26 protein-coding genes are annotated in these 23,198 nt (G+C 74.8%); 13 read left to right on the plus strand and 13 right to left on the minus strand.

The genetic code is table 11. The features are described from left to right. The first annotated feature begins 3 nt into the window (after window positions 1-3). A complete protein-coding gene (locus ACH495_RS25955; protein ID WP_396860312.1) occupies window positions 4-954 on the plus strand; it encodes a LysR family transcriptional regulator in 951 nt (316 codons plus the stop codon). Here ACH495_RS25955 and ACH495_RS25960 read toward each other — a convergent pair. Then, window positions 929-1,834 (minus strand): aminoglycoside phosphotransferase family protein, encoded by a 906-nt coding sequence (locus ACH495_RS25960; protein WP_396860313.1) that lies wholly within the window; start codon window positions 1,832-1,834, stop codon window positions 929-931. The genes ACH495_RS25955 and ACH495_RS25960 overlap by 26 nt on opposite strands. A gap of 133 nt (window positions 1,835-1,967) precedes the next feature. On the opposite strand from ACH495_RS25960, the gene ACH495_RS25965 reads away from it, so the two are divergent. Genes ACH495_RS25965 through ACH495_RS25980 form a run of 4 tightly spaced genes read left to right on the plus strand, consistent with a single transcriptional unit; the run spans window position 1,968 to window position 4,796 of the window. After that, window positions 1,968-2,843 (plus strand): ABC transporter ATP-binding protein, encoded by an 876-nt coding sequence (locus ACH495_RS25965; RefSeq protein ID WP_396860314.1) that lies wholly within the window; start codon window positions 1,968-1,970, stop codon window positions 2,841-2,843. Continuing rightward, window positions 2,843-3,445 (plus strand): hypothetical protein, encoded by a 603-nt coding sequence (locus ACH495_RS25970; RefSeq protein WP_396860315.1) that lies wholly within the window; start codon window positions 2,843-2,845, stop codon window positions 3,443-3,445. The genes ACH495_RS25965 and ACH495_RS25970 overlap by 1 nt, the downstream gene beginning before the upstream one ends. Next, entirely contained in the window at window positions 3,438-4,097 is a 660-nt protein-coding gene (locus ACH495_RS25975) for a class I SAM-dependent methyltransferase (protein WP_396860316.1), read from the plus strand. Before ACH495_RS25970 ends, ACH495_RS25975 begins: the two co-directional genes overlap by 8 nt. An 18-nt stretch (window positions 4,098-4,115) precedes the next feature. Then, a complete protein-coding gene (locus ACH495_RS25980; RefSeq protein ID WP_396860317.1) occupies window positions 4,116-4,796 on the plus strand; it encodes a hypothetical protein in 681 nt (226 codons plus the stop codon). A gap of 21 nt (window positions 4,797-4,817) precedes the next feature. On the opposite strand, the gene ACH495_RS25985 is transcribed toward ACH495_RS25980, so the two are convergent. Both ACH495_RS25985 and ACH495_RS25990 read right to left on the minus strand, forming a co-directional pair. Then, window positions 4,818-5,909, minus strand: coding sequence for a winged helix DNA-binding domain-containing protein (locus tag ACH495_RS25985; RefSeq protein ID WP_396860318.1), 1,092 nt, complete (start codon window positions 5,907-5,909; stop codon window positions 4,818-4,820). A 57-nt stretch (window positions 5,910-5,966) separates the two neighbouring features. Beyond that, a complete protein-coding gene (locus ACH495_RS25990) occupies window positions 5,967-6,197 on the minus strand; it encodes a hypothetical protein (RefSeq protein WP_396860319.1) in 231 nt (76 codons plus the stop codon). A gap of 136 nt (window positions 6,198-6,333) precedes the next feature. On the opposite strand from ACH495_RS25990, the gene ACH495_RS25995 reads away from it, so the two are divergent. The 4 genes from ACH495_RS25995 to ACH495_RS26010 are packed head-to-tail and all read left to right on the plus strand — an operon-like array spanning window position 6,334 to window position 9,721. Beyond that, window positions 6,334-7,227 (plus strand): ABC transporter ATP-binding protein, encoded by an 894-nt coding sequence (locus ACH495_RS25995; RefSeq protein ID WP_396860320.1) that lies wholly within the window; start codon window positions 6,334-6,336, stop codon window positions 7,225-7,227. A gap of 1 nt (window position 7,228) precedes the next feature. After that, window positions 7,229-7,957, plus strand: coding sequence for an ABC transporter permease (locus ACH495_RS26000; protein ID WP_396860321.1), 729 nt, complete (start codon window positions 7,229-7,231; stop codon window positions 7,955-7,957). 19 nt (window positions 7,958-7,976) lie between these two features. Then, the gene (locus ACH495_RS26005) at window positions 7,977-9,119 is read left to right on the plus strand and encodes a sensor histidine kinase (protein WP_396860322.1); all 1,143 of its coding nucleotides are present in this window, start codon (window positions 7,977-7,979) and stop codon (window positions 9,117-9,119) included. After that, complete coding sequence (locus ACH495_RS26010) at window positions 9,116-9,721, plus strand: response regulator transcription factor (RefSeq protein ID WP_396860323.1); 606 nt, start codon at window positions 9,116-9,118, stop codon at window positions 9,719-9,721. The genes ACH495_RS26005 and ACH495_RS26010 overlap by 4 nt, the downstream gene beginning before the upstream one ends. A 7-nt stretch (window positions 9,722-9,728) precedes the next feature. Here the strand turns inward: ACH495_RS26010 and ACH495_RS26015 are convergent, their stop codons facing one another. The 5 genes from ACH495_RS26015 to ACH495_RS26035 all read right to left on the minus strand — a co-directional run bounded on the left by ACH495_RS26015 (window position 9,729) and on the right by ACH495_RS26035 (window position 13,599). Further along, window positions 9,729-10,097, minus strand: a complete 369-nt coding sequence (locus ACH495_RS26015; protein WP_396860324.1) for a nuclear transport factor 2 family protein — start codon at window positions 10,095-10,097, stop codon at window positions 9,729-9,731. 60 nt (window positions 10,098-10,157) lie between these two features. Continuing rightward, on the minus strand, window positions 10,158-11,837 hold the full coding sequence (locus ACH495_RS26020) for a long-chain-fatty-acid--CoA ligase (RefSeq protein WP_396860325.1): 1,680 nt from the start codon (window positions 11,835-11,837) through the stop codon (window positions 10,158-10,160). A gap of 90 nt (window positions 11,838-11,927) precedes the next feature. Then, window positions 11,928-12,107, minus strand: coding sequence for a hypothetical protein (locus ACH495_RS26025; protein WP_396860326.1), 180 nt, complete (start codon window positions 12,105-12,107; stop codon window positions 11,928-11,930). An 89-nt stretch (window positions 12,108-12,196) separates the two neighbouring features. Continuing rightward, window positions 12,197-12,907 (minus strand): spermidine synthase, encoded by a 711-nt coding sequence (locus ACH495_RS26030; RefSeq protein ID WP_396860327.1) that lies wholly within the window; start codon window positions 12,905-12,907, stop codon window positions 12,197-12,199. An 83-nt stretch (window positions 12,908-12,990) separates the two neighbouring features. Further along, on the minus strand, window positions 12,991-13,599 hold the full coding sequence (locus ACH495_RS26035; RefSeq protein ID WP_396860328.1) for a class I SAM-dependent methyltransferase: 609 nt from the start codon (window positions 13,597-13,599) through the stop codon (window positions 12,991-12,993). Window positions 13,600-13,965: 366 nt separating this feature from the next. Between ACH495_RS26035 and eccB the strand changes: the two genes are divergently transcribed. Further along, complete coding sequence (eccB, locus tag ACH495_RS26040) at window positions 13,966-15,348, plus strand: type VII secretion protein EccB (protein ID WP_396860329.1); 1,383 nt, start codon at window positions 13,966-13,968, stop codon at window positions 15,346-15,348. Window positions 15,349-15,414: 66 nt separating this feature from the next. Here the strand turns inward: eccB and ACH495_RS26045 are convergent, their stop codons facing one another. The 5 genes from ACH495_RS26045 to ACH495_RS26065 are packed head-to-tail and all read right to left on the minus strand — an operon-like array spanning window position 15,415 to window position 19,878. Beyond that, window positions 15,415-16,017 carry a class I SAM-dependent methyltransferase gene (locus ACH495_RS26045; RefSeq protein WP_396860330.1) on the minus strand — a complete coding sequence of 201 codons (603 nt, stop codon included), beginning with the start codon at window positions 16,015-16,017 and terminating at the stop codon, window positions 15,415-15,417. A gap of 16 nt (window positions 16,018-16,033) precedes the next feature. Further along, the gene (locus tag ACH495_RS26050) at window positions 16,034-16,636 is read right to left on the minus strand and encodes a phosphatase PAP2 family protein (RefSeq protein WP_396860331.1); all 603 of its coding nucleotides are present in this window, start codon (window positions 16,634-16,636) and stop codon (window positions 16,034-16,036) included. 28 nt (window positions 16,637-16,664) lie between these two features. Then, entirely contained in the window at window positions 16,665-17,531 is an 867-nt protein-coding gene (locus ACH495_RS26055) for a carbohydrate ABC transporter permease (protein ID WP_396860332.1), read from the minus strand. After that, the gene (locus ACH495_RS26060) at window positions 17,531-18,490 is read right to left on the minus strand and encodes a carbohydrate ABC transporter permease (protein WP_396860333.1); all 960 of its coding nucleotides are present in this window, start codon (window positions 18,488-18,490) and stop codon (window positions 17,531-17,533) included. Before ACH495_RS26060 ends, ACH495_RS26055 begins: the two co-directional genes overlap by 1 nt. Continuing rightward, the gene (locus tag ACH495_RS26065) at window positions 18,487-19,878 is read right to left on the minus strand and encodes an ABC transporter substrate-binding protein (protein WP_396860334.1); all 1,392 of its coding nucleotides are present in this window, start codon (window positions 19,876-19,878) and stop codon (window positions 18,487-18,489) included. Before ACH495_RS26065 ends, ACH495_RS26060 begins: the two co-directional genes overlap by 4 nt. A 122-nt stretch (window positions 19,879-20,000) precedes the next feature. Between ACH495_RS26065 and ACH495_RS26070 the strand changes: the two genes are divergently transcribed. The 3 genes from ACH495_RS26070 to ACH495_RS26080 are packed head-to-tail and all read left to right on the plus strand — an operon-like array spanning window position 20,001 to window position 23,198. Then, complete coding sequence (locus ACH495_RS26070) at window positions 20,001-21,038, plus strand: zinc-binding dehydrogenase (RefSeq protein ID WP_396860335.1); 1,038 nt, start codon at window positions 20,001-20,003, stop codon at window positions 21,036-21,038. 1 nt (window position 21,039) lies between these two features. Next, on the plus strand, window positions 21,040-21,858 hold the full coding sequence (locus ACH495_RS26075) for a sugar phosphate isomerase/epimerase family protein (protein ID WP_396860336.1): 819 nt from the start codon (window positions 21,040-21,042) through the stop codon (window positions 21,856-21,858). Then, window positions 21,855-23,198 carry an MGH1-like glycoside hydrolase domain-containing protein gene (locus ACH495_RS26080; RefSeq protein ID WP_396860337.1) on the plus strand — a complete coding sequence of 448 codons (1,344 nt, stop codon included), beginning with the start codon at window positions 21,855-21,857 and terminating at the stop codon, window positions 23,196-23,198. Before ACH495_RS26075 ends, ACH495_RS26080 begins: the two co-directional genes overlap by 4 nt.

Here is a 23,198-nt window from a genome sequence, read left to right on the forward strand (position 1 = left end):
CCGGTGGACACCGAGGCAGTGCGATCGTTCGTCCGGGCGGCCGACGTCGGGCAGTTGCAGCACGCGGCCGACGAGCTGGGCGTCACCCAGCAGGCCGTCTCCAAACGGGTCGCCGCGCTGGAACGCGAGCTGGCGGTCCGCCTGTTCACCCGGACCGCCCGCGGTGTCGACCTGACGCTCGACGGCCGGGCGTTCCTCCCGCACGCCCGCGGCATCGTGGCGAACGCCGACCGGGCCGTCGCCGCGCTCCGGCCGGGCTCCCGGGCCCTCCGGATCGACGTGCTCGGCCTGCGCACCGCGCAGGCCGTCGCCCTGCACGACTACTGGCGCGCCCACCCCGGCACCCGCCTGGACGTGGTCACGATCCGGGTCGACGACCCGCACCGGGTGGCCGCCGCCGTCCAGGCCGGCGACCTCGACGCCGCGTTCCGCACCGTCACCGACCCGGCCACACTGCCGCCCGACGTCCGGATGGTCCACGCGTTCGACTCGCCGCTGGAACTGCTCGTCGGTCCCCGGCACCCACTCGCCGCCGCCCGCACCCTGACCCCGGCCCACCTGCGTGGGCTGCGCATCTGGGTGCCCGGCATCGTGGCGCACAGCGAATGGTCGGAGTTCTACGACCAGCTCGCCACCGCCTTCGACCTCCGCATCGACGCGGCCGGCCCGAACTTCGGCAACGAGGTGCTCCTCGACACGCTGGCCGACGCCGCCGACGTGGCCACAGTGGTCGGCGCGCGAGACAGGTACCTCTGGCCGGCCGGCCACGACCTGCGCCGCATCCCGATCCGGAACCCGACGCTCGCGTACCCGATCTCGCTGATGCTGCCCACGACGAACCCGCACCCGGGTCTCCGGGCGATCGTCGACCACCTCGCGGCCCTGACGCCGCCGCCCGGCCCGGTGTGGCGACCGGCCTGGGCCGGCGTCACCCAGGCGGCGGGCCGGCGGTGATCCGCTCCAACGTGCGCCGGCCGAGGCGGCTCATCACCGGGTTGGACTCCCGGTAGTACCAGACCAGGCCCATCGCCTGCTCGAACGCCCAGGCCCGACCACGTTGCCAGGCCAGGTCGTCGCAGCCGAGCCGCTCACGCAGCGCCGAGCGGGGCCCGGCTTCCAGCAGGTGCCAGCCGCCGACGAGGTCGAGCGCGGGATCGGCCGGGCCCAACCCACCCACGTCGAGGACCCCGGCCAGCCGGCCCTCGCGGACCAGCACATTTCCCGGGATCAGGTCGGTGTGGCTCATCCGGTCCGGCTCCCCACCCCGGGGCAGCTCCCGCATCGCCGTCCAGAACCGGCGCAGCAGCGGCACGTCCAGCAGCGCCTCGCTGTGCCGCAGGCAGGTTTCCATCCACTCGTGGTGGGCGAGCAGGACGCCGCCGCGGCCCGGACCGCCGAACGTGCGTCCACCGGTGTCGATGGCCCACACGCCGGTGACGAACTCGGCGAGGTCGTCGGCGAAGGCGTACGAGTCGCCCGGGTCCTCGACGGTCGCCACCACGCCGGGCAGCCAGGTCTGCACCGACCACGGCAGCGGATAGCCGGCGCCCGGTTCGCCGAGCGCGACCGGCTCCGGGGTGGGGAACCGGGTGCGCCCCAGCAACTCGCGGGCCGCGTCCGCCTCGCGTGCCAGCCACCGTCGCGCCGCCTCCGGCTCCTGCTGTCGCCGGGGGAACCGGGCGGTCAACCGGTCGCCCAGCCGGAAGATGGTGTTGACCGTGCCCTCCGACGGCAGGGGTCGGACCGGCAGCCGCCGCCACGCGGGGAACTGCGCGTCCACCAGGGCGCGGACCGTCTCCGGCGCGACCGTGAGTTCTCCCTCGTGCATCGGCATGCCCGGCAGCCTTGACCGGCGGGCAACGGGTCGCAAGGCAATTCGTGCCCGCGACGCCACCGGCTCCTGACGCGGACGGGCCCGGTCGTGTAGAAACGGGTCCGATGACACTTCGTGACGGTGTGCGCCAGCCATGATCGAGTCCCTGGGACTGACCAAGCATTACGGGCGGATCCGAGCGGTGGACGCCGTCAGCTTCACCGTCCACCCGGGCCGGGTGACCGGCTTTCTCGGGCTCAACGGCTCGGGAAAGACGACGACCCTGCGGATGCTGCTCGGCCTCAGCCGTCCGACCGCCGGTGAAGCGCGGATCAACAACCGGCGCTTCCGCGAGCTGAGGCATCCGGTCCGAGAGGTTGGCGCCGTCCTCGACCAGGGGATCAGCCACCCCGGCCAGTCCGGACGGGCTCATCTGACCGCGCAGGCGATCCTGGCAGGCGCCGGGCGGGCGCGCGTCGACGCGCTGCTCGACCATGTCGGCCTCACGGCGGCTGCGGATCAGCGCAGCGGGAACTACTCGTTGGGCATGCGGCAGCGGCTCGCGGTGGCCACCGCACTCCTGGGCGACCCGGCGACGCTGATCCTCGACGAGCCGGCGAACGGCCTCGACCCCGAGGGCGTCGTCTGGCTGCGGCGACTGCTACGGGAACACGCCGACCGGGGCGGAACGGTGCTCATCTCCAGTCACCTGCTCGCCGAGTTGGCGCACCTCGTCGACGATGTCGTGGTGATCGCCAAGGGGCGGATCACCTGTGCGGCGCCGCTCGCCGCGTTGTCCGCCTCGGTGGCCGGCCGGCTGCGGATCCGCAGCCGCGACCAACGACGGCTGTGGCAGGTGTTCGAAGGCTCCGGCGCACGGGTCACGAGAAGCGGGGAGGCCCTGGAGGTGGAGGGCCTCACACCCGAGGCCGCCGGCGAGATCGCCTTCCAGGCGCGGGTGCCGCTGCACGAACTCACCGTCGAGACCCCGGACCTCGAACAGATCTTCCTCGGCCTGGCGGCCCGCTGATGTGGGCCGTCATCCGCAGCGACGTCTACCGAACCGCGACCATCCGCTCCAGTCGGATCTCCCTGCTGGTGCTGGCCGTGCTGGCCGCCCTCCTCGGCTGGGTCAACGTCGACGCGTGGGGACTGCTGGCGGGCATGGCCGCGTTCGGCCTCGCCGCCATGGTCGTCGCCCAGCACCACCAGCACCGGACGGCGGTCCTGCTGTATCTCGCCGTACCACGACGGGTGGCGGTGCTCGCCGGTCAACTGGTGGCGGCAGCGGTCGTGGCCACCGGCTTCGTGGCGGTCAGCGGTCTCACCCTGCTCGCGCGCGGCGAGCCGGACCGCTACCGGCATCTGCTGCTCGTCGCGCCGGTGATGGCGGTGTTCGGGGCCGCCGGCGCGGCCGTGGTACGCCGATCGACCTGGCTTCTGCTCGGCAGCGCCGGCTGGTTCGTCTTCGTCGAGGGCCTGCTCACCAGGCTGGAGGCGCCACTGCCGTTCTCCGCGTTCCTCAGCGCGGGCGCCGGGGAACCGCGCGGCCTGCTGATCGCCTCGGCGTGGGCGTCTCTGGCCTGCGTCGTGGCGACGGTCGCCGTCGGCCGGGACGTCACCGGTGACTGAGGAGGTACGCCGCGCGGAGGTTCCCGACTGGCTCGCCGACACGCGCACCTCCTACGACACGGTGGCGGTCAGCTACGCCGACCTGCTGCGTGACGCGCTCGCCGAGGAACCGTTCCAGCGGGGCGTCCTGGCGCTCTTCACCGAGCTGGTACGGGCCCGGGGCAGCGGGCCGGTCGCCGACGTCGGCTGCGGTCCCGGGCGGATCACCGGCCACCTGAACAGGCTCGGCCTGGACGCGTTCGGCATCGACCTGTCACCCGGCATGATCGAGGTGGCCCGGCGGGACCACCCCGGGCTGCGCTTCGAGGTGGGGTCGATGACCGGCCTCGACCTGGCCGACGAGTGCCTGGCCGGGCTGCTCGCCTGGTTCTCGCTGATCCACGTCCCCGACGACGAGGTGCCCACGGTCCTCGACGAGTTCCGCCGCGTGCTGCGGCCCGGCGGCGTCGTGCTGCTCGGGTTCCACGCCGGCGACGGCAGCCGGCTCAAGACCGAGGGGTACGGCGGTCTGCCGATGCGCGTCCACGTGCACCGCCGCCCGTCGGCGCGGGTCGCGGCCTGGCTGGACGCCGCCGGGTTCACCGTCGACGCCGAGCTGACGCATCATTCGGCCCCGGGTGTCGAGGGCGGGTTCGTCGTCGCCCACCGGTGACGGCGGTACCGTGCCGGGGTGACTGCCGCACCGGTGACGTCGTCCGCCGTCACGTTCGCGCTCGACTACTACCTGCTGTGCCCGGCCGATGCGCCGGTCGCGCCGCTCGGGCTGCTGGTCGAGGAGTTCGTGCTGGCCGACGACCTCTCGGCCACGCGCCTGCGTACCGCCGGTTGGACCCGGGCGGACGGCGGCTGGTGGAGTTCCGCCGCGTTCGCCCACGCGGTCCGCGCGGACCCCGACGTCCGGGCCCGGCTGCGGGCGGTCGGCCGGGCCGACGCCGAGGAGGCGTACCTCCGGTCGGGCGGCGGGGCGCTGCCGGACGAGGACGTGCTGCGCTGTCACTTCCGGGACGACGTACCGCTGGCGACCGTGGCGCCGCTGCGGCTCGGCGATGGACCGCCGGTGTGGCGGGTGCTGTTCGCCGGTGAACTCGACGACGGGCGGCTGGCCGCGCTTCGGACGGCCCTACGCCTGGACGCGGGCACGGGCCACGGGCTCGCCGGCACCGGGCGGCTGCGCGTCGACGGCACCATGTTCCGCTGGGACCTGCGTCGTGTCGGCGGCGGGGTGGCGTGGTGCCTGGACGTGACCGCCGAGCCGGCGCACCGGGACGCGCTGCGTCCGCTGCTACGCCGGCTCACCGACGTGGTACGCCGGCACGGTCTGGTGCCCGCGACGATCGAGCGCTTCGCCTGACCACACCCGCCACGGCTCCTGTCAGTCGGCGAACTCGACCCCGGCGAGCGAGGCCGAGCGGTGCGCGGCGAGGCGTTCGGCCTGCTCGACGACCGCCCGGCGCCGGCTGTCGGGAAGCTTCTGCCACGGCTGCACGGCGACCGTCAGCCGCGCGCCGGACTTGCGGGGGCGCCAGGTGCCGACCAGGTCGCCGTCGACCAGGACGGCGCCGGGTCGGCCCAGCACCGGCCACAACGCCTTGGCCCGAGCCGGGTCCGGCACCAGCGTGGCCCGGTCCTTCGCCTGGAGGAACAGGTCGTACGGGCCGAGCAGCCGGGTCGCCGTGCCCCCGGGCGACGCGAGCGCCGTCTCGTCCTCGGCCAGGAGCCAGCGCGTCTCGCCGTCGACCGGCACCTCGACGGCGTCCTCCGGCCAGCGCGCCCGCACGTCCTTGACTGGGGCGTCGAGGTAGTCGGCCACGTGCTTGGGCGTGGCCGGGCCGAGCAGCCGGAGATAGGCGCGGACCAGGTCGAACCGGTCACCGGGGTCCGCCGCCCGGCGGAACGCCGGGATGCGGCGCAGCACCGGTGGCGACGTGTCGGGCGTCAGCTCCAGGCCGGCCCGCACGGCGGCCAGGCGGAACGGCATCTCGAAGAGGTGGGTGGCCTGGCACGGCCGGCAGAACCGCAGGTAGGGCTCGGGGAGCAGCGCGGCGAGGCGGCCCGAGACCTCTCCCTTGACGGTCGGCTCGGTGACGATCGCGCGCATCCGCCCGGCCACCTCGTCGAGCGCGGCGACGATGCCGATGCCGGCCGCCTTCAACGGCTTGGCGGCGTCGTAGATGCGCTTGCCGGCGTCGGCGTCGGAGAACGGCTCGACCGCGGCCGCCACCCGCCCGACGTCGGCGCGACGATAGAGGTGGGGAGCGCCCCGCACGGTCCACAGCAGGACCAGGTCGTCGCCGGACAGCGCGGACCTGTCGATCCCGCGCAGGGCCAGCGCCCACCGGGCGCCGTCCGGGCCGGTGTCCTGCACGCCGAGGTCGAGCACGCCGGTGTCGGCGAGCGTGCCCTCGGCACGGTCGAGCTGCTGGGCCCGTACGCGGAAGCTCATCACCTGACGCCGGTCGACCATCACCCCAGCCTAGGTGCCGGCACCGACATCGGTCGCGAGACGCGGCCGGCGGCCGGGTCAGTGCGCGCGCTGGCCGGTGACCGGCGCGGCGGTCGCGGTGTCGCGGGGACCGCCGGAACGCTTGAGCGCGAACACCCCGCCGCCGATGAGCACGGCGCTGAGGACGATCCCGAAGAGATCGCCGTTGGCGAGACTGCTGAACGCCATGAGCAGACCGATGATCACCGACACCCCGCCGACGAGCCGCAGGAGGTAACGCCCGACCGCCTTGCCCCGTGAATCCATCATGGACGCCCGTCTACCCTCGGGCCCGGCACGCCAAACAGCTCACCGCGAGATCGTGTCCCGAGGTGACATTTGTACCGGCCGACCGGGTATCGCCGGCCCTGCCGCCCGTCCCCGCCGGTTCCCTACCGTCTCCGGTGTGGACGACGACGCGGTACGACTGGCCGGGCTCACCCGGCGCTACGGCCCGGTGCGGGCCGTAGACGCACTCGACCTGACCGTGGCGCGGGGGAGCACGGTCGCCCTGCTCGGCCCCAACGGCGCCGGCAAGACGACCACCCTGGAGATCCTGCTGGGGCTGCTCCCGGCCGACGCCGGCACGGCGTCGGTGTTCGGTAGGACCCCCGCCGAGGCGGTGCGGGCCGGCCGGGTCGGCGCGATGCTGCAGAACGCCGGGTTCGTGCCCGGCGCCACCGTCGGGGACCTGGTCCGGCTGGCCCGGGCGCTCCATCCCCGCCCACTCGACACCGACCGGATCCTCGACCTGGCCGGGCTCACCGAGCTGGCCGCGCGCCGGGCGGACCGTCTCTCCGGCGGGGAGGCGCAGCGCGTCCGGTTCGCGTTCGCGCTGGCCGGCGAGCCGGACCTGCTGGTCCTCGACGAGCCCACCACCGCGCTCGACGTCGACGCCCGGCGGGCGTTCTGGGCGGCCATCCGGCGGTACGCCGCCGACGGCCACACCGTGCTGTTCAGCACCCACCAACTGCACGAGGCCGACGAGTACGCCGACCGGGTGGTGGTGCTCGCCGCGGGTCGGGTGGTGGCGGACGGGCCGCCCGCGCGGATCCGCGCGCTGGCCGGCGCCCGCACGGTCACCTTCGACCTCGCCGGTGGGCCGGTCGACGGCCTGGCGGAGCTGCCCGCCGTGCGGTCGGTGGAGGTGCGCGGGGAGCGGGTGGTGCTCACCACCACCGATGCCGACGCGACGGTGCTCGCGCTCGCGGCCGGCCGGGGCTTCCGGGGCCTGGAGGTCGCCGCCCCCGGCCTGGAGGCCGCCTTCCGCGCGCTCACCTCGACCGGAACAGAGCACTGACGTGCGCGCCTACCTGCGATTCGAACTCCGGCGGCTGGCCCGGGACCCGCGCCTGACGATGTTCACCGTCCTGGGCCCGGTCGTCACCTACCTGATCTTCTCGCCGCTGGCCGGCGACGACCGGTTGTCCGGCCTCGACGCCGCGACCGCGCTCATGGTCGGCCTGGCCGGCTACGGCGCGGTGGCCGGTGCGCTCACGGTGGCCGGGTCGGTCGCGCAGGAGCGCGCGTCGGGTTGGCTGCGCCAGCTCCGCGTCACCCCGCTGCCACCCGGCCGGGTGCTGGCCGCCAAGACCCTCACCGGCATGCTCAGCGGCGTACCGGCGGTCGTCGCGGTGGGCCTCACCGGCGTGCTCCAGCACCACGTCACGCTCTCCGCCGGCCGGTGGGCCGCGCTGGTGGCGCTGCTGGTGCTCGGCACCGCGCCGTTCGCGCTGCTCGGGCTCGCCATCGGGTACGGGCTCGCGCCGCACCTCGCCCAGCCGGCCGTCTTCCTCGCCTTTCTCACCCTGTCCGTGCTCGGTGGCCTGCTGGTGCCGGTGGCGTACTTCCCGGACGCGCTGCGGCACCTGGCGCACGCGCTGCCCACGTACCGGTTCGCCGAACTGGGCTGGCGGACGGTCGACGGGCGGGCGCCCACCCCGGCCGGGCTGACGGTGCTGCTCGCCTGGACGGTGGCGTTCGCGGGGCTCGCCGTCGGGGCGTACCGTCGCTCGACCGGCCGCCGCTGACGGCCGTACGGTGTCTGCCATGGCCGTCACCGACCAGCACGGCGCCCGGCGGCGACGCGGCATCGCGCTGGTCGCGGCCCACACGCTGTGGTTCTGGCTGCTGGTCCCGCCGGCCGCCGCGATCGCCGAGGGCCGGGTGCGGCCCGCCGCGCCGGCAGCCGTCGGACTGGCCGCGTTCGCCCTGCTCTACCTCGCGCTGGTGGCCGTGCCGGTGGCGTCCCTGCCGGTCCCGCCGGCCCTGAAGCACCTCGGGCTGGCGCTGTTCGCGCTGCTCGGCGGCGGCCTGGCCGCCGCGTACGCCGGCGGTCCGGGCGGCTGGCTGATCCTGCTCATGTACGTGGCGGCGGCGGGCGCCGTGACGATGGCCCGGCCGGCGTGGGGCTTCGGCTGGGTCGGCGTCGTGGTCGCGGCCGTCCCGGCGGTCGGCGCGGCACGGGGCGCGTCGGCCGCCGACACCGCGCAGACCGCGCTGATCACGTTGCTCGCCGGGGCCATGACGCTGGCGTTCGCCCGGATGGCGCAGCTCGTCGACGAGCTGCGCCGGACCCAGCGGGAACTGGCCCGCGCGGCCGTGCGGCAGGAGCGGCTGCGGTTCGCCCGCGACCTGCACGACCTGCTCGGGCACACGCTGTCGCTGGTCGTGGTGAAGGCGGAGGTGGCGCGCCGGCTGGTCGGGACCGACCCGGACCGGGCGGCGGCGGAGGCCGCGGACATCGAGCGGATCGGCCGGACCGCGCTGGCGGAGGTCCGCGAGGCGGTCACCGGCTACCGGGACCACAGCTTCGGCCGGGAGCTGGCCAACGCCCGGGTCGCCCTGGCCGACGCGGGGATCGCGGTGACGGTACGCCGCAGCGGTGACCCGCTCGACGTGGCCGCCGACGACGCGTTCGGCTGGGTGCTCCGCGAGGCGGTGACGAACGTGCTGCGGCACAGCCGGGCGTCCCGGTGCGAGATCGCGCTCCACACCGGCGCCGACGGGTCGGTGCTGACCGTGCGGGACGACGGCGTCGGCGGCCGGCCCGAGTTCGGCAACGGGCTGCATGGTCTCGCCGAGCGACTGGGGCGGGCCCGGGGCACGCTGGACGTCGGCCCGGCACCCGGCGGCGGCCTGCGGCTCACCGCTCGGATCCCGCGTCGGCCGGTCGCGGCGGTGCCGTCATGATCCGGCTGCTCCTCGCCGAGGACCAGGGCATGATGCGGGGCGCGCTGGCCCTGCTGCTGAACCTGGAACCCGACGTCGAGGTGGTGGCCGAGGTGGGCACCGGCGCCGACGCGGTGGCGGCGGCCCGGCGCACCCGGCCGGACGTGGCGCTGCTCGACATCGAGATGCCCGACGGCACCGGTCTGGACGCCGCCGCCGCGCTGCGCACCGAGGTGCCCGCCTGTCGGGTGCTCATCCTCACCACGTTCGGCCGGCCCGGCTACCTCCGCCGGGCGATGGAGGCCGGCGCGCGGGGCTTCCTGGTCAAGGACGGGCCGGTGGCGGAGCTGGCGGCGGCGGTCCGGCGGGTGCTGGCCGGCGAGCGGGTGATCGACCCGGCCCTGGCGGCGGCGGCCCTGTCGGCCGGCCCCGACCCGCTGACCGACCGGGAACGCGCGGTGCTGGCCACCGCCGAGGACGGCGCGACCGTCGCCGACATCGCCGCCGAGCTGCACCTGTCGGAGAGCACGGTCCGCAACTACCTGTCGGCCGCGATCGGCAAGACCGGCACCCGCAACCGGATCGAGGCGGCCCGTACCGCGCGGGCGAACGGCTGGCTCTGACGGGCGGTCAGGGCTGCGGGCGGATCTCCATCTCGGCCACCAGGCCGTCGACGAGGCGGTAGACGTGCGTGACGGTGTGGTTCGCCAGCTCGACGCCGGCGGTGTCCCGCACCACCTGGTGGACCGCCACGGCGATGCGACCGTCGGGTTCCACGACGAAGGAGGTCGGCGTCACCGACGGGTCGAGTTCGGCCCACTGTCGCCGCCAGTAGTCGCGGACCTCGGCCCGGCCCCGGAGCACACCACCCTCCCAACCGTTGGGCCAGGAGACGTCCGGCGTCATGGACGCCAGCAGGGTCGGCACGTCACGCTCGTTGAACGCCGCGTAGAGCGCCGTGAGGCGGGTCGGTGCCGCGTCGGATCCGGAGGCCGTCATCCCCCGAGTGTGGCCCACCCGGACCGGTCGCGGTCGGCCACTTTAGCGCTCGGCAGAACGTCAGCCGTCGGCGAGGAGCCGGTCGCGGACCTCGCGGCGCAGGATCTTGCCGATCTGGGAGCGGGGCAGGTCGTCGACCACCACGATCCGGCGGGGCACCTTGTAGCCGGCCAGGTGGGTGCGGCAGGCGGTGCGGATCGCCTCCGGGGTGCCGGCCACGGCGGCGTCGAGCACCACCGCCGCGACGACCTCCTCGCCGTCGGCGGTGGGCACGCCCACGGCGGCGGCGTCGACCACGCCGGGGACACGGCGCAACGCGTCCTCCACCTCGGACGGGTAGACGTTGAAGCCGCCGGTGATGATGAGTTCCTTGATCCGGTCGACCACTGTCACGAAGCCGTCGGCGTCCATGGTGACGATGTCGCCGGTGCGCAGCCAGCCGCCGGGCAGCAGCACCTTCGCCGTCTCCTCGGGCCGGTTCCAGTAGCCGGAGAACACCTGCGGGCCGCGTACCAGCAGTTCCCCGGCCTCGCCGGGGGCACGGTCGCGGCTCGGGTCCTCGGGGTCGACGATGCGGACGTCGGTGGACGGGAACGGCACCCCGACCGTGCCGGGCCGCCGGGTCGGCGCGACCGGGTTGCCCAGCGTGATCGGGGACGTCTCGGTCATGCCGTAGCCCTCGACCAGCAGCCCGCCGGTCACCGACTCCCACAGCTCCACGGTGGCCGGCGGCAACGCCATCGCGCCGGAGATGGCGTACCGGATCGAGGTGACGTCGACGCCGCGCTCGCGGGCGGCGGTGGCCAGTCGCGCGTAGACCGGCGGCACCGCGGGCAGGAACGTCGGCGGGCGGCGGCGGGCCGCGTCGAGCACCTGGTCGGCGTCGAAGCGGGGGAACAGCACCAGCGTCGCCCCGATGCCGACGGCGAAGGTGAGGCAGAGGGTCAGGCCGTAGGCGTGGAACAGCGGCAGCACCGCGTACACGGTCTCCGCGCCGTCGCGCAGGCCGGGCACCCAGGCCCGGCCCTGCGCGGCGTTGGCCCGCAGGTTGCGGTGGGTGAGCACGGCGCCCTTGGGCTCGCCGGTGGTGCCGCCGGTGTACTGGAGCAGCGCGACGTCGTCGACGCCCGGGCCGGGATGCGCGGCCGGCAGCGGCTCGACGGCGGCAACCAGCTCCGACCAGGCCCGCGCGCCGGGCGCGGGGCCGGTCATGGCCGCGCGGGCGGCGCGGACCTTCGGCAGCGGCAGGCGCAGCGCCCACCGCTTGAGCCGGGGCAGCGCCGCGGTCAGGTCGACCGAGACCACGGTACGCACCGCGCCGCGCCCCGCCACCAGCGGCGCGACCTTGTCCCACACGATCGCGACGCCGGCGCCGTGGTCGGTGAGCTGCCGGTCCAGCTCGTCGGCGGTGTAGAGCGGGTTGTGCTCGACGACCACCGCGCCCAGGCGCAGCACCGCGTAGAACGCGACCACGTGCTGCGGGCAGTTCGGCAGCACCAGCGCCACCCGGTCACCCGGCCGCACGCCGAGCCGGCGCAGCGCCTCGGCGGCGCGGGCCACCCGGTCGGCCAGCTCGGTGAAGGTGGTGGTGGCGCCGTAGAAGTCGAGTGCCACCCGGGGCCCGAACCGGCGGGCCGCGTCGGTGAGCAGGTCGACAAGCGAGCCGTCCGGATCCGGGATCTCGGCCGGCACCCCGGGCGCGTAGCTGCGGGTCCAGGGTCGCCGGTCGGTCGCGTCCATCGCCGTCTCTCCTCGCTGCGCGGATGACGGCCCCAGCCTAACTTGACCGGCCGGTAACCTACGTTGGCGTAAGTTGCCGGGTTCGTCACATCAGCGGCGCGACGCCGAGTGCCGGTGCGCCACCCGCCGGGTCTTCACGATCGCGAAGATGACGACCGCGGCCAGCGCGACCACGCCGATGATGATGAGCCAGCGGACCGCCTCCAGCAGCAGCCCGAGCAGGATGAGCACGCCGGCGACCACGCCGACCACCCAGAGCAACGCGCGCATGTCGGTGCCTCCCGTCTCCTCCGGTCGGCCGCGCGCTTTCCCACATCGTGGCCGGACATGCCCGGTCGGACATGCCGGCCGGCGGGCGGTCAGCGCCGGGCCACGTAGACGGTGTTCGCCGCCTCCCGCCCCTGCAACGGGTTCGGGAACCGGACGACGTGCGCCACCGAGGTCGGGAACACCTCGGTCAGCGTGCGCTGGAACGCCGAGTCCGGCGGGTCGTTCGACCAGAGCGCGAAGACGCCCTCCGGGTGCAGCAGCGCGGCCAGCCGGCGCAGCCCGTCGACCGTGTAGAACGGGGCGTGGCCGGGATGCAGCACGTGGCGGGGGGAGTGGTCCACGTCGAGCAGCACCGCGTGGAAACGCCGCCCGGGCTCGTCCGGGTCGAAGCCGCCGTCGGCGACCGCGGCGAAGAAGTCCGCCCGCACGAACCGGGTACGCGGATCCGCGGCCAGGCCGGCGGCGAACGGCAACAGGTCCTGCCGGTGCCAGTCGATCACGTCCTCGATCGCCTCGACCACCAGCAGCGAGCGCACCCGCGGGTCCGCCAGCGCGGTCCGCGCGGTGTAGCCGAGACCGAGCCCGCCGACCACCACGTCCAGCGACTCCCCGGGGAGCGGGGCCAGGCCCAGCCGGGCCAGTTCGATCTCCGCGACCGGGAACGCGCTGGACATCAGGTATTCGTCGCCGAGCTTCACCTCGTAGACGTCGGCGTCCAACGCCGGGTCGCGACGCCGGCGCAGGCTGATTTCCCCGATCGGCGTCTCCCGCCAGGCCAGTTCCTCGAAACGCGCGCCCACCCGGTGTCCTCTCCGCCGATCCGTCACCGGATGCTACCGGCCGCTCGTGGGCCGGCCGGCGGGAACGACCGGTCCTCACCGCCTCAGTCGGCGGGCCGGGTGGCCACCACCACGGTGTCCAGCGCGTCGACAGTGCCGCCGTCGGCGGTCGGCACCGGCCGGCGGGCCGTCTCGGCGCGCCCGATGCGCAACCCGGCCAGCCCGTCGACCACCGCCTCCGGGGTGAGCAGCACGCTCGCGTCCCGCGGGCCGCCGGTGCCGCCGTCGAGGTTGGCCAGGTCGTGACCGACCACCACCAGCGTGCCGCCCGGGCGCAGCGCCGACCGCGCCGCGGCGAGCACCCCGGCGAAGTCGGCGGCGGGCAGGTGCAGGTAGCTGATCAGCACCAGGTCGTAGCTGCCCGGCACCGGCCGGTACGCGGTCACGTCGGCGACCCGCCAGTCGACCGTGACGCCCCGCGCGGCGGCCAGCTCGCGCCCCCGGTCGATGGCCACTGTCGAGAAGTCGACCGCGTTGACCCGCCAGCCCTGACCGGCCAGCCAGACCGCGTTGCGGCCCTCGCCGGCGGCGATGTCCAGCGCGGAGCCGGGACTCAGCCCGGCGACCGACTCGACCACGAAACGGTTGGGCTCAGCGCTCCACACCAGCCCCGGTGCTGTGGCGTACCGGTCGTCCCAGGCGCTGCTGTCCACTGTGCCCCCTCCTTCGGCGGCCCCACACCACCACCGTGACCGTACCGGCCGCGGCAAGAATGACCAGCCCGAGTCCCGCGACCGGCGGCAACTGCCGGGCCAGCACCAACCCGCCCCGCCCTTCCCCCTTGGTCGATCATGAAGTTGGCGCCCGTCCCGCCCGGCGTGTCGTGCCGCCAACCTCATGATCACCGGAGTCGTGGCCTCCGACGCCGTGACCAAGGGATCGGCGTCGCCGGCGGTGACCCGTTCTGACCGAAACTCCTTGGTCGACTTGGTGGGCGGGGGCGGGGGGCGACGCAGGGTGGGCGGGGGATCGACGCAGCGCTTATCCTGTGCGGCGACTATCCCGGTGAAGGGGACCTGATGGCGTCGCGGCAGGACCAGCTGCACTCGTACCAGTTCAGCGTGCAGCGGGCGGTCGCCGCGCTGGTCATGCGGGAGACCGATCCGGCGCAGTCGCCGTTCCGCCGGCTGGCCGGCGCCGGTCTGGCCAGCGTGCTGGTCGCGGTGATCGCGCTCGGCGGGGTGGCGCTGTACGGCCTGTTCACCGGCGGTGGCAGCTCCTGGCGGGACACCGGCGCGGTGATCGTGGAGAAGGAGTCCGGCGCCCGGTTCGTCTACCGCGACGAGAAGCTGCACCCGGTGCTCAACTACGCCTCCGCCCTGCTGATCATCGGGGCGGAGCGGCCGAAGACGGTGCTGGTCACCCGCCGGGCCATCGACGGGGTGCCGCGAGGGCTGCCGCTCGGTATCGCCGACGCCCCGGACTCGCTGCCCGCGCCGAACCGGCTGGTCGGCGACGGCTGGACGCTCTGCTCGTCGGTGACGGTGGAGGCGGGCCGGGCCGAGGCCCGCTCGGCGCTGCTGATCGGGCGGGCCGCGCCCGGCGGGCGGGCGCTCGGCGACCAGGGCCTGCTGGTCCGCCACCCGGACGGCGGCCTGCACCTGCTCTGGCGCGACCGGCGCTTCCTGCTGCGCGACACCGACCGGGTGCTCGCCGCGCTGGCCGCCACCCGGGAGCGGGCCGTGCCGGTGGCGGCGGCGCTGCTCAACACCGTGCCGGCTGGCGCCGACCTGGTCCCACCGCCGGTCGACGGGCTCGGCGCTCCCTCGGCGCGGGTGCCCGGCGCCACCGTCGGCGACGTCTACCTGGTGCGCAACTCCGGGGGCGGCCGGCAGTACGCGGTGGCCGCGCGCGACGGGCTGGCCGGCATCACCGAGTTGCAGGCCGCGCTGCTGCTGGCCCGCACCGGTCAGGGCGAGCCGGCACCGATCACGCTCGGCCGGTTCGCGGCGCTGCCGAAGCTGCCCGACCTGGTGCCGGCCGGGCCGAGCGCGCCGCCCGCCGTGCCGCCCCGGCTGGCCACCGCCGATCCGGGTGCGCTCTGCGCGCGGGCCGGTGACGACACCGGCGTACGCGAGATCCGGCTCGGCGTCACCGCGCCGGACCCGGCCGCCGCCGCGCGTACCCCGGGGGGTCGGGGTGGGCTGGCCGACCAGGTCGTGGTGGAGCCGGGGCGCGGCGCGTTGGTGGAGGCGGTGGCCGCCCCGGGCGCGACCGGCGGCACGGTGTGCGTGGTCACCGACCTGGGTCGGCGCTACGCGCTGGCCGGCGCGGACGTGCCGGGCATGCTCGGCTACGCCGGGGTGCGCCCGGTGCGGCTGCCGGCGAGCCTGGTGGACCTGCTGCCGGCCGGCAGTCCGCTCGACCCGGCGGCCGCCCGCGCGGTGGCCGCCCCGGCCTGACCGGGCGCCACCCAGACCGGGGGCGCGACTCAGGCCGGGGCGCCAGACTCAGACCGGCCGCGCGACTCAGGCCGGGCGGCGCAGCACGGTCACCGCGAACCCGGCGTCGTCGTGCCAGGGGCGCAGGTCCCAGGTGGCGAAGCGGTGCTCCCGGCGCAGGCCGGCCGCGACCGCGTCGGCGTCCAGCTCGGCGATCGGGTAGCCCCGGTCGGTGCCGAAGCCGACCACCACCGCGCCGTCCGGGCGCACGTGCGCGGCGATCCGGGCGAGCACCTCGCGTTCGGTGCCGGGCGCGACGAACGTCATCACGTTGCCGGCCACCACTGCCGCGTCGAACGGCTCGGGCTCGCCCTGCCCGGCCAGGTCCAGCTCGGCCAGGTCGGCGACCAGGAACCGGGGGCCGCTGTGGTCGGCGCGGGCGGCCTCGACCAGCGTCGGGTCGGCGTCGACGCCGACCACTGTGTGGCCGCGCTCGGCCAGCGCGGCGGCGACCCGGCCGGTGCCGCAGCCGGCGTCGAGGATCCGCGCGCCGGGCGGCACCAGCGCGTCCACCAGCCGGGCCTCACCGGCCAGGTCCGCCCCCTCGGCGGCGAGGCGGCGGAACCGGTCGACGTACCACTGCGAGTGGCCGGGATCGGTGTCGGTCACCCAGCGGGTCGGCTTGCTCATGGGCCAACCGTAACGGTCAGGTGAGCGCGAGGAACGTGGCGGCGGCGAGCGGCGCGCCGAGCGCGGCGCCGGCCAGCACCTGCGGCCCGGTGTGGTCGCGCAGCCGCACCCGGGACCAGCCGACCGCCGCTGCCAACGGCCAGCCCAGGTGCGCCACCGGCCCGAACAGCAGCACCAGCACGGCCACCGTGGCGGCGGCCACCGCCGCGTGGATGCTCAGCTTCCACCAGTGGTTGACGAGCGTGCAGGCGGCGCCGACCACGAAGATGACCACGATCACCGCGAACAGCTCGGCCGGCGCGCGCAGCACCGCGAGCACGATCAACCCGACCGCCACCGAGGCCAGGCCGATCGACAGCGGGCGGGCCCGCTGCCGGTGGTCGCCGACGTGCCGGTCGGTGAGCCGGCCCCGGCGGACGCCGTGGACGATCACCCCGACCGGGATGATCGCGCAGCACAGCAGCACGGTGCCGCCCCAGAGCAGGAACTGGGCCGGGGAGCGGCTGACCCGGGCGGCGGCCACCAGTGGCAACGCGGTCACCAGGACGCCCGGTGCGAACACCTCGGTGAGCAGTCGGGCCAGCCGCGCGCCGGCCGGGCGCTCCCGTGGTGATCGCACCGGGTCATCCTGGCATGCCGCCGCGCCCTCAGCCCTTCTCCGCCCCGCTGGTGAGGCCCTCGGTGAGCAGGCGTTCCCCGGCGAAGAAGAGCACCACGATCGGCAGGGTGAGGATGACCGAGCCGGCCATCAGCACCGTCTTGGGCACCTCGACGCCGTCGGCGAGCAGCGACAGCCCCAGCGAGACGGTCCACCGGTCCGGCCGGTCGACCAGGAACAGCAGCGCGAACAGGAACTCGTTCCAGGCGATCATGAAGTCGTAGAGCGCGACCGCCATCACCGACGGCGCGGCGAGCGGCAGGCTGACCCGGCGGATGATGCCGAGCCGGCCGGCGCCGTCGATCGCCGCGGACTCCTCCAGGCTGACCGGAATGGTCTCGAAGTAGTTCTTGAGCATGTAGACCGAGACCGGCAACGTCTGCGAGATGTAGACCAGCACCAGCCCGAACAGCGACCCGCGCAGCCCGGCGCGGCTGAACACCACGAAAAGCGGGATCGCGATGACGATCGACGGGAACAGGTAGACCGCCAGGAACAGCGCGCTGACCTGCCGGCGGCCGAAGAACCGCAGCCGGGAGACCGCGTACGCGCCGGGGATGGCGACCACCAGCGTGAGCACGGTGGCGGCCAGCGCCACCAGGCCGCTGTTGCGGATGAACGTGAGGAAGCCCTGCCCGCCGCTCTCCACGGACTTCAACACCTCGGCGTACGTGGCGACGGTCAGCTCGCCGAACGGCACCCAGAGCGAGCCGGGGTCGAGCAGCAAGCGTTCGATCGGGCGCACCGACAGCACCAGCATGTACCAGAACGGCAGCAGCGTGACCAGCAGGAAGCCGACGATCACCAGCCGGCGCAGCCACCGCAGGCTGACCGTCTCGATCCGGTCCCGGTCCATCACGCCTCCCGTTTCGCGCCGAAGAAGCGCAGGTAGATGGCCACGAACACGAGCAGCACCACGGCCAGCACGACCGCCTGGGCGGCGGCCGCGCCGATGTCGGTACGCGCGGTGAGGAACTGGTAGACCCGGACGCTGACCACCTCGGTGCCGGCCGAGCCGCCGGTGAGCAGGTAGACGTCGTCGAACTTGTTGAACGTCATGATGAAGCGCAGCACGCCGAGCAGCGCGATCACGGGCATGAGCTGCGGCAGCAGGATGTGCCGGAAGCGTTGGGTCGGGGTGGCGCCGTCGACCCGGGCGGCCTCCTCCAGCTCGCCCGGCACCGCCTGGAGCCGGGCCAGCAGGAACAGGAACGCGAACGGGAAGTAGCGCCACGCCTCGAACGCGATCACGGTCCACAGCGCGGTGGACTCCTGGGACAGGAACGCCACCGGGGCGTCCCAGCCGAGGAAACGCCGCCCCCAGTCGTTGACGATGCCGAGCTGCGGGTCGAGCATCACCTGCCAGACGAACGTCATGGCGACCACCGGCGCCACGTACGGCAGCAGCATCGACGCGCGCACCAGCGTACGGCCCCGGAACGGCCCCCGGACGGCCAGCGCCGCCACCAGGCCGACCACTATCGAGCCGGCGGTGCCGCCGACGCTGTAGACCACTGTGGTCCAGAGCGTGTCGGCGAACCCGGGGGTGTGCAGCACCCGGTCGATGTTGTCCAGCGTCAGCTCGCCGAACAGGCCGGTCTTGCGCAGCGTCGCCAGGCGTACCCGCTGGAAGGCCAGCACCACGGTCCAGACGATGGGTATGCCGATCACCGCGAGCACGACGAGCAGCGTCGGCGCGACCAGCGCGAGCCCGGCGCGGGACTCGCGGCGACGCAGCGTCAGTGGGCGGCGGCCGGTCCGGCGGGGCCGCTCCGGGGTGGGGGAGCGGCCGGCCTCCGGCGCGGTGGTGGTCAATTGACGCCCTTGGCGATGGCCTCGACGTCCTTCTTGGCCCGCTCGGCGGCGGCCCGGGCGTCGGTCTTGCCGCCGACCACGTCGGCGAGCGCCTTCGGCACCGGCAGCTCGCCGAGGATGGCGCCGACCAGTTTGCCCTGGCCCTGGGTCAGCCCCCAGCGCTGGAACGTGTCGGGGCTCTTGCGCAGCGTGGCGAGCACGTCGTCGCCGTAGACGTCGGAGAGCGGCTTCTTGGTGTCCACGCCGGCCGGGCTGGTGTTCCACAGCGTGCGGAACTTCTGCTTGTCCTCGGCCGTGCCGGTGCGCACCGGGAAGCGCCCCTCGGGGGACATGCCGAACCAGCGCGGGTAGCCGTCGGAGAGCATGTACTCCACGAACGACTTCGCCGGGTCGGCCGCGCCGTCGAGCACCGCCCAGGAGCTGACCTCGCCGTACTGGGCCGGCTCGGTGCCGTTCGGGCCCTTGATCGCGGTGACGAAGCCGCTGTTCTTGGCCAGCCACGCCGGGTCGGACTGGCACTGCGGGCAGGTCGGCCGCGCGTCGTTGCGCAGGCCGGCCAGCTCGTCGAGGACGAACGGCGACCAGATCAGCATGGCCGCCTTGCCGGCGAAGTAGGTGGCCCGGGTGGTGTCGACGTCCTGCGCGCCCTTGACCGAGTTGTTCCGCATCAGGTCGCCGTAGAACCGGAACGCCTCCACGCATTCCGGCGAGTCGAGCGTGACCTTGCCGGCGTCGTCGGTGAGCTGGCAGTTGTTGGCCAGCGCGAGGTGCTCGAAGGTCTGCTGGGTGAAGACGTCGCCGGGGGCGGTCGCCGCGGTGATGCCGGCGACGCCGCCGGTGTTCAGCTTCGCCGCCGCGGCGGCGATCTTCTCGTACGTGTCGGGGGCGGGCAGGCCGGCGGCGTCGAACAGGTCCTTGCGGTAGACCAGGAGCTGCCCCCAGCCGTCGCTGGGCACGGCGAGCTGGGTGCCGCCGTCGCTGGTCAGCTCCAGCGCGCGGGGGGAGAAGGTGTCCCGCCCGAGCGTGTCGACCACCGCCTTGTTCGCGTCCGGCTCCAGCAGCTCGTTGGCGGCGAGCGTACGGACGCCGGCGAGCGACACCGAGCCGACCACGTCGGGCAGGTCGCCGGCGGCGGCGCTGGACGCGATCAGCGACGGGAACTGGTCCTCGTTGACGGTGACCAGGTTGACCTTCACGCCGGTCTTCGCGGTGTAGTCGGCGATGATCGCCTTGGTGGCGTTGACCCGGTCGGCCACGTCCTCCAGGCTCCAGACGGTGATCTGGGAACTGTCGGATTTCTGCCCGTCGTCGCTGCAGGCGGTCGCGCCGGCCCCGGCCAGTGCCAGGATCAGGCTCGAAGCGAGCAGCCGTGTGGAGGGTGATGGCATCGGCGGCACTCCTTCTCGAAAGTACACGGCACCCCATCAATACCCACCGATTCATCAATCTAATCACATATGCCCATTTTTTGGGTTAGGATTGAGGCCGGTACTTTCTTCGGAGCGACGCCATGGCCAACTGGGTTGTCTCTCTGGCCGGGCCCCGCAGCGTTCGCCTGGAGCCCTGCCTCCCGGACCGGCTCGGCCCGGGTCAGGTCCGCGTCCGCACCTGCTACTCCGGCATCTCCGCCGGCACCGAGCTGACCCTCTACCGGGGCAGCAACCCCCGCCTCCGCAAGGACTGGGACGCCACCGCCCGGATGTTCGTGCCCCGGCAGGCCGCGCCCGCGTACCCGGTGGTGGGCTTCGGCTACGAGGAGGTCGGCGAGATCGTCGAGGTCGCCCCCGACGTCGCCGACCGCCGCGCCGGCCAGCTCGTCTGGGGGATCTGGGGGCACCGCGCCGAGGCCGTGCTCGCCGCCGCCGCGACGCACCCGCTCGCCCCCGGCCTCGACCCGCTCGCCGCCGTCTTCGCCCGCCCCGGCGCCATCGCGCTGACCGCGGTGCTCGCCGGCGACCTGCACCTCGGCGACTGGGTCGGCGTCTTCGGCCAGGGCGTGATCGGGCTGCTCGGCACCCGGCTCGCGGTGCTGTCCGGCAGCCGGGTGGTGGCCGTCGACCGGATGCCCGGACGACTCGCGCACGCCACCCGCCTCGGCGCCCGCCGGGTGGTCGACGCCGCCGGCGACTCGGCCGCCACCGCGCTGCGGGCGGCCACCGACGGTCGTGGCGCCGACGTCTGCCTGGAGCTGTCCGGGGCGTACCCGGCGCTGCACGAGGCGATCCGGGCCACCGCGCCCGCCGGCCGCGTCGTCGCCGCCGGCTTCTACCAGGGGTACGCCCACGGGCTGGAACTCGGCGAGGAGTTCCACCACAACCGGATCCAGCTGGTGGCCGCCCAGGTCTCCGGCCCGGACCCGGTCCCCGGCACGGCCGGCCGGTGGTCCGGGACACGGATCGCCCACACCTTCATGGACCTGGTGGCGGAGGGCAGCGTCGACCCGCTGCCGCTGGTGAGCCACGTCGTCGACGCGGGCGCGGTGGCCGACGCGCTGGCGTTGCTCGACCGCGGTGACGGTGACGTCCTCCAAGTGGTGCTGAGGTTCTGACATGGACATCCCACTGGCCTGCCAGGAGCAGTTGCTCCCCGGCGCCGACCTGATCGACAAGTGCGCCCTCGCCGTCTCCCTCGGCTACCGGGGCATCGAGCTGCGCGGACGGGGGGACCTGGCGCTCGCCCGGCGGCTGCCGGAGCTGCGCCGGGCCCACGCCGCCGGGGTGGTGACGCCGACCGTCTGCGTCGAGATGGACCACTTCATCGGTGACTTCGACCCGGCCCGCTCCCGGGACGCGGTCCGCAACCTGCGCTCCCAGCTCTCCGTGATCGCCGAGCTGGGCGGCGTCGGCGCCATGACGCCGGCCGCCTGGGGCATGTTCTCCCGCCGGCTGCCGCCGCACGAACCGCCCCGGTCGCCCGAGGCCGACCGGCGGGTGCTCGTCGACGCCCTGGGCGAGCTGGGCGAGCACGCCCGGTCCGAGGGGGTCACCCTGTTCCTGGAACCGCTCAACCGGTACGAGGACCACATGGTCAACCGGCTCGACCAGGCGGTCGAGCTGTGCCGTGCGGTCGGGTCGCCCGCGGTGCGGGTGGTCGCCGACACCTACCACATGAACATCGAGGAGGACGACCCGTGCGCCGCGCTGCGCGCCGCCGCGCCCTACCTCGGGCACGTGCAGGTCAGCGACTCCAACCGGCACCAGCCCGGCGCCGGGCACCTGGACTGGGCGGCGCTGCTCGACACGCTCGCCGGGATCGGCTATCCCGGTTGGCTGGCGCTCGAGTGCCGGCTGCGGGGTGAGCCGGTCGCCGCGCTGCGCCAGGCCGCCACCGTGCTGACCCCGGCCCGGCCGTGGCGGGCCGCCGCGTGACCGGCAGCCTGGCGGCCGGCGTCCGGGCCGGCGCGGAACGGGACGCCCGGCTGCGCCGGCTCGCGCTCGCCACGCTGGACGCCAACTGGGAACACGACCACACCGTCCCGTCCCGCACGCTCTACCCGCACCAGTGGAGCTGGGACTCGGCGTTCATCGCGGTCGGGCTGGCGCACGTACGACCGGACCGGGCCTGGCGCGAGCTGCGGACGCTGTTCGCCGCGCAGTGGGCCGACGGGCGGGTGCCGCACATCGTGTTCAACCCGGCGCCGCACCTCGGCCCGTACTTCCCCGGGCCGGCGTTCTGGGACTCGGCGTGCGCCGACGGCGCGCCGCCGGTGGCCACCTCCGGCATCGTGCAGCCGCCGGTGCACGCCCCGGCCGCCTGGCTGGTGCACCGCCGCGCCCCCTCCGACGCGTCGGTGGCCGCGCTGCGCCGGCTCTATCCCCGGCTGGTCGCCCAGCAGCGCTACCTGACCGGGCGGCGGGACGTCGGCGGGGGCGGACTGGCCGCCATCGTGCACCCGTGGGAGTCCGGCCTGGACAACAGCCCCGCCTGGGACGCCCCGCTGGCCGCGGTGCCGGCCGACGAGGCGGTGATGCGCGCGTACCGTCGGCACGACACCGCGCACGCCGACGCCGCGCACCGGCCCACCGACCTGGACTACGCACGCTACGTCGCGCTGGTCGACAGCTACCGGGCCGGCCGCTACCGGGACGAGGGACTGCTCGGTCGGCACCCGTTCCTGGTGGAGTGCCCGCTGGTCAACGCCGCGCTCGGGGTCGCCGAATACGCGCTGGCCCGGATCGCGACGGTGGTCGGCGCCGACCCGTGCCCGCACCGGGACCGGGCCGCCCGCCTCACCGAGGCGCTGGTGACCCGCCTCTGGGACCCGGTCACCGGCACGTTCCGGCCGCGTGACGTCCGCACCGACCGGCTCATCGGGGCCCGTACCGTGCTCGGGTTGCTGCCGCTGGCCCTGCCCGACCTGCCGGAGCCGCAGGTGCGGGCCGTACTGGCCGAGGCGTGCTCGCCCCGGTTCGGGCTGGCCGCCCGGATGGACCGGCCGCTGCCCACCTACGACCGCACCGCGCCGGACTTCGAACCGCTGCGCTACTGGCGCGGGCCGAGCTGGGTGAACACCGGCTGGCTGCTCTGGCAGGGCCTGCGCACCCACCGTCGGGCCGACCTGGCGGCCGGGCTGCGGGAATCCCTGCTCGACCTGGTCGACGGCGCCGGCTGCCACGAGTACTTCCACCCGGACACCGGCGCCGGCCTCGGCTCACCGGCGTTCAGCTGGACCGCCGCGCTGGTGCTGGACGCGCTCGCCGAGGGCTGA

Source organism: Micromonospora sp. NPDC018662 (assembly GCF_044391475.1).
Classification (GTDB): Bacteria; Actinomycetota; Actinomycetes; order Mycobacteriales; family Micromonosporaceae; genus Micromonospora.

Coding starts and splice junctions, on each gene's coding strand:
- ACH495_RS26005 (WP_396860322.1), top strand. CDS start 7,977: ATGGCCGTCACCGACCAGCACGGCGCCCGGCGGCGACGCGGCATCGCG.
- ACH495_RS26045 (WP_396860330.1), bottom strand. CDS start 16,017: ATGAGCAAGCCGACCCGCTGGGTGACCGACACCGATCCCGGCCACTCG.
- eccB (WP_396860329.1), top strand. CDS start 13,966: ATGGCGTCGCGGCAGGACCAGCTGCACTCGTACCAGTTCAGCGTGCAG.
- ACH495_RS26025 (WP_396860326.1), bottom strand. CDS start 12,107: ATGCGCGCGTTGCTCTGGGTGGTCGGCGTGGTCGCCGGCGTGCTCATC.
- ACH495_RS25990 (WP_396860319.1), bottom strand. CDS start 6,197: ATGATGGATTCACGGGGCAAGGCGGTCGGGCGTTACCTCCTGCGGCTC.
- ACH495_RS26010 (WP_396860323.1), top strand. CDS start 9,116: ATGATCCGGCTGCTCCTCGCCGAGGACCAGGGCATGATGCGGGGCGCG.
- ACH495_RS26015 (WP_396860324.1), bottom strand. CDS start 10,097: ATGACGGCCTCCGGATCCGACGCGGCACCGACCCGCCTCACGGCGCTC.
- ACH495_RS26065 (WP_396860334.1), bottom strand. CDS start 19,878: ATGCCATCACCCTCCACACGGCTGCTCGCTTCGAGCCTGATCCTGGCA.
- ACH495_RS25970 (WP_396860315.1), top strand. CDS start 2,843: ATGTGGGCCGTCATCCGCAGCGACGTCTACCGAACCGCGACCATCCGC.
- ACH495_RS25960 (WP_396860313.1), bottom strand. CDS start 1,834: ATGCCGATGCACGAGGGAGAACTCACGGTCGCGCCGGAGACGGTCCGC.
- ACH495_RS26020 (WP_396860325.1), bottom strand. CDS start 11,837: ATGGACGCGACCGACCGGCGACCCTGGACCCGCAGCTACGCGCCCGGG.
- ACH495_RS25985 (WP_396860318.1), bottom strand. CDS start 5,909: ATGGTCGACCGGCGTCAGGTGATGAGCTTCCGCGTACGGGCCCAGCAG.
- ACH495_RS26075 (WP_396860336.1), top strand. CDS start 21,040: ATGGACATCCCACTGGCCTGCCAGGAGCAGTTGCTCCCCGGCGCCGAC.
- ACH495_RS25965 (WP_396860314.1), top strand. CDS start 1,968: ATGATCGAGTCCCTGGGACTGACCAAGCATTACGGGCGGATCCGAGCG.
- ACH495_RS26070 (WP_396860335.1), top strand. CDS start 20,001: ATGGCCAACTGGGTTGTCTCTCTGGCCGGGCCCCGCAGCGTTCGCCTG.
- ACH495_RS26055 (WP_396860332.1), bottom strand. CDS start 17,531: ATGGACCGGGACCGGATCGAGACGGTCAGCCTGCGGTGGCTGCGCCGG.